This is a genomic window from Mesorhizobium silamurunense (assembly GCF_014843905.1).
Classification (GTDB): Bacteria; Pseudomonadota; Alphaproteobacteria; order Rhizobiales; family Rhizobiaceae; genus Mesorhizobium; species Mesorhizobium silamurunense.
Genome location: NZ_LPVS01000040.1, coordinates 1 through 7,827, shown reverse-complemented (window position 1 = coordinate 7,827; position 7,827 = coordinate 1). Strand labels below are relative to the sequence as shown.

The 7,827-nt window shown below is 64.3% G+C and carries 8 protein-coding genes; 4 read left to right on the top strand and 4 right to left on the bottom strand.

From position 1 onward, the window contains the following. The 3 genes from groEL to AU465_RS11615 form a co-directional block, all read right to left on the bottom strand. Window positions 1-780: chaperonin GroEL (groEL, locus tag AU465_RS11625; RefSeq protein ID WP_192247028.1), on the bottom strand; the 780-nt coding region annotated here is incomplete at its 3' end. A gap of 69 nt (window positions 781-849) precedes the next feature. Then, entirely contained in the window at window positions 850-1,146 is a 297-nt protein-coding gene (gene groES / locus AU465_RS11620; RefSeq protein ID WP_010915433.1) for a co-chaperone GroES, read from the bottom strand. A gap of 292 nt (window positions 1,147-1,438) precedes the next feature. Then, complete coding sequence (locus AU465_RS11615) at window positions 1,439-2,200, bottom strand: SDR family NAD(P)-dependent oxidoreductase (RefSeq protein WP_192247026.1); 762 nt, start codon at window positions 2,198-2,200, stop codon at window positions 1,439-1,441. 105 nt (window positions 2,201-2,305) lie between these two features. Here AU465_RS11615 and AU465_RS11610 point away from each other — a divergent pair, with 105 nt between their 5' ends. After that, entirely contained in the window at window positions 2,306-3,202 is an 897-nt protein-coding gene (locus tag AU465_RS11610) for a LysR family transcriptional regulator (protein WP_192247024.1), read from the top strand. Here AU465_RS11610 and AU465_RS11605 read toward each other — a convergent pair whose 3' ends face one another. Beyond that, a complete protein-coding gene (locus AU465_RS11605) occupies window positions 3,203-3,811 on the bottom strand; it encodes a TetR/AcrR family transcriptional regulator (RefSeq protein ID WP_246506033.1) in 609 nt (202 codons plus the stop codon). 140 nt (window positions 3,812-3,951) lie between these two features. Here AU465_RS11605 and AU465_RS11600 point away from each other — a divergent pair, with 140 nt between their 5' ends. Genes AU465_RS11600 through AU465_RS11590 form a run of 3 tightly spaced genes read left to right on the top strand, consistent with a single transcriptional unit; the run spans window position 3,952 to window position 7,584 of the window. Further along, window positions 3,952-5,136, top strand: a complete 1,185-nt coding sequence (locus AU465_RS11600; RefSeq protein ID WP_312891241.1) for an MFS transporter — start codon at window positions 3,952-3,954, stop codon at window positions 5,134-5,136. A 13-nt stretch (window positions 5,137-5,149) separates the two neighbouring features. Then, window positions 5,150-6,451 carry a D-arabinono-1,4-lactone oxidase gene (locus AU465_RS11595; RefSeq protein ID WP_192247018.1) on the top strand — a complete coding sequence of 434 codons (1,302 nt, stop codon included), beginning with the start codon at window positions 5,150-5,152 and terminating at the stop codon, window positions 6,449-6,451. After that, complete coding sequence (locus AU465_RS11590) at window positions 6,448-7,584, top strand: alanine racemase (RefSeq protein ID WP_192247015.1); 1,137 nt, start codon at window positions 6,448-6,450, stop codon at window positions 7,582-7,584. Before AU465_RS11595 ends, AU465_RS11590 begins: the two co-directional genes overlap by 4 nt. The last annotated feature ends 243 nt before the right edge of the window (window positions 7,585-7,827 follow it).

The window sequence follows — 7,827 nt, the reverse complement described above, 5'->3', positions numbered from 1 at the left end:
GGCCAGAGCCTCGCCTTCGACGTCTTCCGAGATGATGAGCAGCGGCTTCGAAGTCTGCACGACGGCTTCCAGCACCGGCAGCATGGCCTGCAGGTTGGAGAGCTTCTTCTCGTGCAGCAGGATGTAGGCGTCTTCCAGATCGGCGACCATCTTGTCGGCGTTGGTGACGAAGTAGGGCGACAGATAGCCACGGTCGAACTGCATGCCTTCGACGACTTCCAGCTCGGTCTCGGCGGTCTTGGCTTCCTCGACGGTGATGACGCCTTCGTTGCCGACCTTCTGCATCGCCTCAGCGATCATCTTGCCGACCGACTCGTCGCCATTGGCCGAGATCGTGCCGACCTGGGCGACTTCCTCGGAGGTCTTGATCTTCTTGGCGGCCTTGCCGAGCGCCGTGACGACTTCGGTGACTGCGAGGTCGATGCCGCGCTTCAGGTCCATCGGGTTCATGCCGGCGGCAACCGCCTTGTGGCCTTCCTGGACGATCGACTGCGCGAGAACCGTTGCGGTCGTGGTGCCGTCGCCGGCGATGTCGTTGGTCTTCGAAGCAACTTCGCGCACCATCTGCGCGCCCATGTTCTCGAACTTGTCCTCGAGCTCGATCTCCTTGGCGACGGTGACGCCGTCCTTGGTGATGCGCGGGGCGCCGAACGACTTGTCGATGACGACGTTGCGGCCCTTGGGGCCGAGCGTGACTTTCACCGCGTCGGCGAGGATGTTGACGCCGCGCAGCATGCGCTCGCGGGCGTCACGGGAGAATTTTACGTCTTTTGCAGCCATTGTAAGCTCCTGTCAGGGGTTCGGGTCGAACCCGCAGATTCAAGATTCAGTTGACGGTGAGGCCGATGTTCAGCCGATGATGCCCATGATGTCGGATTCCTTCATGATCAGAAGGTCTTCGCCATTGAGCTTGACTTCGGTGCCGGACCACTTGCCGAACAGGATGCGGTCGCCGGCCTTGACGTCCAGCGGGACGAGCTTGCCGCTTTCGTCGCGGGCGCCCGAGCCGACGGCGATGATCTCGCCTTCCTGCGGCTTTTCCTTCGCCGTATCCGGGATGATGATCCCGCCGGCGGTCTTGGATTCGGATTCGACCCGGCGAACGACCACGCGGTCATGAAGCGGGCGGAACTTGGACTTTGCCATCTTGTCTTCCTCGATGAGAACGGTGAGAACTGTTCCTCCATCCGGCGATGCCGGATATGAGTTAGCACTCACCAAAGGCGAGTGCTAACGTGGCGCTGAAATAGGCTGGCGGATTGCGAGAGTCAAGGCGCGCGGGAAGGGGCAATGGCAGGAAATTTTTTCGGCCGCTCCGCATGCAGCAAAACACCGGTTCGCTGAATGCCATAAATGCGCAAAGCGCCATGTTTCGCCGGCAAATAGCGGCAAAACACGGCGCGAAGCTCGGATGAGGGTTGGCGCCCGAGGCGTGGGGTTAGATATTCATGCCGCCCGAGACCTCGATGCGCTGCGCGTTGACCCAGCGATTGTCCTGCGACAGCAGCGAGGCGATCATCGGGCCGATATCGTCGGCGACACCCGCACGGCCGAGCGCGGTGACGCCCGCCACCATGCGGTTGATCTCGGCATTGTCACGGACATGGCCGCCATTGAAGTCGGTGGCGATCGCGCCGGGCGCCACGGTGTTGGCGGTGATGCCGCGTGCGCCGAGCTCCTTGGCGAGGTAGCGCGTGAACACCTCGATGCCGCCTTTCATCATAGCGTAAGCCGATGAGCCAGGGGCGGCAAAACGCGCCAGCCCGCTCGAGATGTTGATGATGCGGCCGCCATCGTTGATCAACGGCAGCAGCGCCTGGGTGAGGAAGAACACGCCCTTGAGGTGGGTGTTCATCAGCGTGTCGAATTCCTCTTCTGTCGTCTCGGCGATCGGCTTGCGCAGGCCGGTGCCGGCGTTGTTGACGAGATAGTCGAAACGGTCGCGCTGCCATTTTTCCTGCAACGTCTTCTTCAACGCTGCGACGAAAGCCGGGAAGCTGGCGACCGCGCCTGCGTCGAGCTCGAGCGCCGCGGCGCGGCCGCCCGCCGTCTCGATCTCGGCGACGGCTGCCTCAGCCTCGTCGGCGCGCGAGCGATAGGTGACGATGACGTCGACGCCCTTGCGGGCGAGGTTGAGCGCGGTGTTGCGGCCGAGGCCGCGGCTGCCGCCGGTGATCAGGGCGATGGGGCGAGTGGTCATGGCGAAATCTCCTTCTTCGTGATGGAGATCCATATACTCGCCTGACTGTGCAATATAATCGGGCCTGGATTGCCAATACTATTCAGATTATGCGAACAATCCCGCATGGATCGATTTGACAGCATGCGGCTCTTCACCCGCGTCGTGGAACGGCGCAGCTTCACCGCGGCCGCCGCCGACCTCGGCCTGCCGCGCTCCAGCGCCACCGCCTCGATCAAGCGGTTGGAGGAGCGGCTCGGCGTGCAGCTGCTGAGGCGCACCACAAGGCATGTCACGACGACGCTCGACGGCGAGGCCTACTACCAGCGCTGCATCGGCATCATTGCCGACATCGAGGATGCCGAGGGCGGCTTCGGCACGCATGAAGTGCGCGGACGCCTCAGCATCGACATCAACGGTCATATGGCCCGCACCTTCGTCATCCCGGAGCTGCCGGCGCTGCTCGCCCGCCATCCAAATCTCAGCGTCCATATCGGCGAGGGCGACCGCTTCGTCGACCTTGTGCGCGAAGGCGTCGATTGCGTGGTCCGCGCCGGGCCGCTTCCCGATAGTGACATGATCGCGCGTCGCATCGGCATGGCGCGCGAGGCGACGCTCGCCAGCCCCGCCTATCTCGATCGCCATGGCGTGCCGCGTGACCTGAACGAGCTTGCCGGGCATATGATGATCGGCTTTGTCTCGTCCCGCACCGGGCAGGTGATGCCGCTGGAATTCACCGTCGACGGCAAGGTGCGGGAGATCGTCCTGCCGTCGCGGGTCACCGTCTCCAATTCCGACACCGCCGCCACGCTGGTGCGCCAGGGTTTCGGCCTCTACCAGGCGCCGCGCCGGCGCTTCGCCGCCGACATTGAAGCCGGCCGGCTGGTCGAGGTGCTTGCCGATCATCCGCCAACGCCGACGCCGATCTCGGTGCTTTATCCACCGAGCCCTCAGCTCTCGCCACGGGTGAGGGTGTTCGTCGACTGGCTGGTGGAGATTCTGGGGCCGAAGCTCGATCCCTGATCAAAGGAACTGCCGCAACTGCGTGTGGATGATCGAGCGATAGTCCTCGATCGTGCGGCGGCTTTCCGCCTCGTCCTGTGTCAGCGCCAGTCGCACGACGCCGCCGGCGAGCTGGAAGATCAGGAACACCAGCCTCGAAAAAGCCTCGCGCTGCTCAGACTGCAACATCGGCGCGACATGGTCGCAGAACATCTTCGCCTGGTGCCGCGTCTCGGCGATATCGAGATGCTGCAACGCCTTGTCGGCCTGGATGGCGTTCTGCAGATCCTGGATGGCCGGGTCCGCTGCGACACGGGCATGATAGTCGTCAAGCAGGCGGTCGGCCGCCGCCGTCACGTCCTCCAGTCCGCGGATCTCGGCGATGATCGCGCCGAAGCGCGCGCGGCTCTCTTCCGAAAAACGCTCATAGAGCATCGCCAGGATCGCCGACTTCGAAGGAAAATAGTGATAGACGGTGGCGATCGGTCCGCCGGCCAGCGCGCCGACTTCCTTCATCGTCACCGCGTCGATGCCTTTTTCGCCGATCAGCCGCATGGTAGTGGCGAGGATCGCGTCGATGCGCTCGCGGCTGCGCTCCTGCTTGGGCCTGCGCCGCGGTTCCGTCGCCATTCGCCTTGCTTGCGTCATGCGCCAAATCTCTCAGGAGAGTGCGAATTCGCGGTTGACAATAAACATGATCAAGTATCAGTTTCGTGAAAATGCTGACAACTTGTCAGTTTTTCGATCGGGCTGCAAGGGGAGGGCGCCTCGTGACTATCACCGATGCCGGGCATGTGGATAGCGGCGACTGGCTGGTCGGCAACCCGACCAGCCTGCAGCTTGCCTCGGCACTTTGGATCGGCTCCGTCGGTCTGCTCATCCTGGGATTGCAGCCAGTGCTGCTCGGTGCGCTCTACACCGAAGGCCATGTCACGGGTGACGAGCTGGCGCTGGTCGCCACCGCGGAGATGATCGCTATCGCGATCGGCTCGGGCGTGGTGGCGATGCTCTTGCCGGCGCGCAACATGCGCCGGAAGAGCGCCGTGCTCTTGGTTCTGTTGGCGCTCGCCAATTTCTGGACAGCCTATGCGATCACTCCCAACTCATTGATTGCCGCGCGCACCCTCGCAGGCCTTGCCGAGGGTGGCTTGGTCGCCGTCGCCACCGAGCTGATCGCCCGCTCGCGTCGGGCCGAACGGGTCGGCGGCTATTTCGTCACGCTGCAGACGTTGGCGCAATGCGCGCTGGCGCTTCTGCTTGCCCTCTATGCCGTGCCTGCGGCCGGCTCGTCCGGCGGCTTCGTCGTGCTAGGCATTGTCTGCCTCATCTCGCTGGTCGTCGCCAGGATCGTGCCGGACGACTATGCCGATCTCCCGAAGGAAGAGCATTTTGCCAATGTGCTCACCGTGCCGGCGATCACCGCGCTGCTGTCGGTCTTCTGCTATTTCATGTTCTTCGGCGCCGTCTGGGCCTTTCTGGAGCCGCTCGGCGCTGAGTTCGGAATCGACGGCCGCACCGTCGGCCTGATGGTTTCGGCAAGCCTCGCCGCGCAGGTGATGGGTGCCATGACCGCGACCGCGTTCGAGGCGCGCATCGATTACCGTCTTGCCATTACCGTCATAGGCGCGGTCGCAGCGCTAAGCTCCGCGCTGCTCGCCTCGGGACCAGGCCTTTCCGTCTTCTGGGCGGTGACGCTGGTGATGGGCTTCATCCTGCTGTTCATCGTGCCTTATCAGATCCGCATGGCAATCACCGCCGACGAGACGCGAACGGCAGTGCTGTTGGTACCGGCCGCGCAGCTCTTCGGCCTCGCCATCGGCCCGATCGCCGCGTCGCTGCTGATCGACGGCGAAAACTTTCGTCCGGTGCCGGAATTCGCCGCGGGAAGCGCGCTCGCCAGCGTGGCGCTGCTCGGCGTCTTCGTGCTGGTCGGGCGGCGCCGCGATCCAGCCTGAGCGGGAGGTGACGATGGCAAACGCCTGGAGCAACTGGTCGGGCTTCGTGCAGGCGACCCCCAAGCTGATCGCCACACCCGCCGATGCGGGTGAGCTTGCCGATCTGGTGCGCTCGGCGCCCGGCCCGTTGCGCGTCGCCGGCGCCGGCCACTCCTTCACGCCGTTGGTGCAATCGGACGGCACCATCGTCTCGCTGGAGAAGATCGAGGGGCTGGTCTCGCACGACGCCGCAACCAATCGAGCAAGGGTGAGGGCAGGCACGCGGCTCGGCGCCCTGATGCACATCCTGCAAGGCATCGGCCAGGGCCTGCCCAATATGGGCGACATCGACCGCCAGGCGATCGGCGGCGCGCTGGGCACCGCCACGCACGGTTCCGGTCCGACACTCGGCGCTTACCACACGCAGCTCGAGACGGTGCAACTCGTCGACGGGCAGGGCAAGCTGCGCGAGTTCAGCCGGGCGGGCGACCAGGATATGATCCACGCCACCGGCGTCGCGCTGGGCGCCTTCGGCGTGTTGACCGAAGTGACGATGAACAATATCGCGACCTACCGGCTGCGGCGCCGCAAGTGGGCGCTGCCGATCGCAGACATGCTGCGCGACTTCGAGACGATGATGGGCGGGCACCGTTCGGCCGAATTTTACTACATCCCGTTTTCCGGCTATGCGCAGTTCATCGCCAGCGACCTGAGCGACGCGCAGCCGACACCGCGGCCTACCGAGGATGACGAGGAGGGGCTTGCGACGTTGCGCAAGCTGCGCACCGCGCTGCGCTGGCTGCCGTCGCTGCGCCGCGCGCTGATCAAAGGCGCCGTGAAAAAGGTGCCGTCCGAGGACTATGTGCAGGACTGGCTCAACGTCTATGCCAGCGACCGCCGCACCAGGTTCAACGAGATGGAGTACCACCTGCCTTACGAGGAAGGCCCGAAGGCGTTGGCCGAGATCATCGCGCTGACCGAAAAACACTTTCCGGAAGTCTATTTCCCGATGGAGGTGCGTTCGGTGGCGCCGGACGAATTCTGGCTCTCGCCCTTCCACAAAAGGCTGACCTGCTCGATCGCCATCCACCACGATGCGGCGAACGACCCGCTGCCCTTCATGCGCGCCGCCGAACCCATTTTCCGCAGATATGGCGGGCGGCCGCATTGGGGAAAAATGCACAACCTCAAGGCGGCGGACTTCAAGAAACTTTATCCGCGCTGGGATGACGCGATGGCGGTGCGCCGCGACATCGATCCCGAAAACCGCTTCGTGTCGCCTTACATGGCCGGCCTGTTCGGCATCGAGCCCGGTTCTTTTGGCATCCAACAATGAGCGCCTATTTCGCCGAGTTGTCGAAGGCGCTGAAGGCGGCGGAGATCTTTCAGCCCTGCCTGGTGCTCGACCGTGACCGGCTGGATGGTAATATCGCGCTGGTGAAGGAAAGGCTGGCGCCGGGCTTTGCCGTGCGACTGGTCGACAAGTCGCTGCCTTGCCTGCCGCTGCTTTCGCATATCGCGGGAGCGCTCAACACCAGCCGCTTCATGACCTTCCATCCGCCGGTAACGCAGGCCGTGCTCGACGCCTTCCCTGAAGGCGACCTGCTCTACGGCAAGCCGATGCCGCTGGGTGCTGCCAGGGCCGCGCTTATGCGTGGCGGCAACGGCTGGTGGTCCCGCGTCTGCTGGCTGATCGACACGCCGGAGCGGCTCTCGGAATATGGCGCTCTCGCCGCCGAACTCAGTACAGAGTTGCGCTTCGCCTTCGAGGTCGATGTCGGCCTGCATCGCGGCGGTTTCGCCAATCCCGCCGAGATCAGGACGCTGACAGTCCCCAGGGGCCTGCGCTGCGAAGGCATCATGGCCTATGAGGCGCATGCGCCGGAGATTCCCGGCCTGTTCGGCGGGTCGGAAAAAGCGCTGAAGAAGGCCTCGGCCAGGGCTGTGGAATTCGCCGCTGCCCTCGGTCCGGACCAGCGCCGCGTCCTCAACATCGGTGGCTCGAAGACGGCGCTGCTGCATGGCGCAGGTGTGGCCAACGAAGTGTCGATCGGCTCGGCCTTCGTGCTGCCGAGCGACTTCGACACGCCGGGTCTCGACGGCTTCCAGCCGGCGGCCTTCATCGCGACGCCGATCCTGAAGGCGCTCGATCCGGTGCTGCCCGGCGCGGCGGCGGTTTCCAAAGCGCTGCAGGCGCTTGGCCTGTTCCCGCGCAAGGGCTGCTATCTCTATGGCGGCAAGTGGATGGCAGTGCCGGTGTTCCCCGAAGGCATGAAGCCGAACGGGCTGATCGGCCTGTCGTCCAACCAGCAGTTCATGGGTTTGCCGGCGGGAGCGAATGTGAAGCCTGGAGACTACGCCTTCCTGCGGCCGAAACAGAGCGAGGCTGTGCTGCAGCATTTCGGCTCGCTCGCGGTGTTTTCCGGCGGGCGCATCGTCGAGTCCTGGCCGGCGCTGCCGATGGGGTGAGGGCGTCGTATCGGCGCTCGCCATTGGCGCCTGCATCCGCGATGTCGTCATTCTAGGGCAGCGACGCGAAGCGGAGCGAAGACCCTAGAATCCATGCCATTACGTCCGCCGAAGAACGATACGGGTGCAGAAGAAGGTATCCTATGCCCGCGTTTCGCTGCCAAGGTCTGCACCGTTGCTGCGCTGCGCTTATAGTCTTACTGCGTCATAAATTGCGAGCCTGACGGGGACTGTCCATTGGCC

What these genes read in the sequence shown, in the direction of transcription:
- groES (WP_010915433.1), bottom strand. Translation starts at nt 1,146, where the DNA reads ATGGCAAAGTCCAAGTTCCGCCCGCTTCATGACCGCGTGGTCGTTCGC.
- AU465_RS11615 (WP_192247026.1), bottom strand. Translation starts at nt 2,200, where the DNA reads ATGACCACTCGCCCCATCGCCCTGATCACCGGCGGCAGCCGCGGCCTC.
- AU465_RS11610 (WP_192247024.1), top strand. Translation starts at nt 2,306, where the DNA reads ATGGATCGATTTGACAGCATGCGGCTCTTCACCCGCGTCGTGGAACGG.
- AU465_RS11605 (WP_246506033.1), bottom strand. Translation starts at nt 3,811, where the DNA reads ATGGCGACGGAACCGCGGCGCAGGCCCAAGCAGGAGCGCAGCCGCGAG.
- AU465_RS11595 (WP_192247018.1), top strand. Translation starts at nt 5,150, where the DNA reads ATGGCAAACGCCTGGAGCAACTGGTCGGGCTTCGTGCAGGCGACCCCC.
- AU465_RS11590 (WP_192247015.1), top strand. Translation starts at nt 6,448, where the DNA reads ATGAGCGCCTATTTCGCCGAGTTGTCGAAGGCGCTGAAGGCGGCGGAG.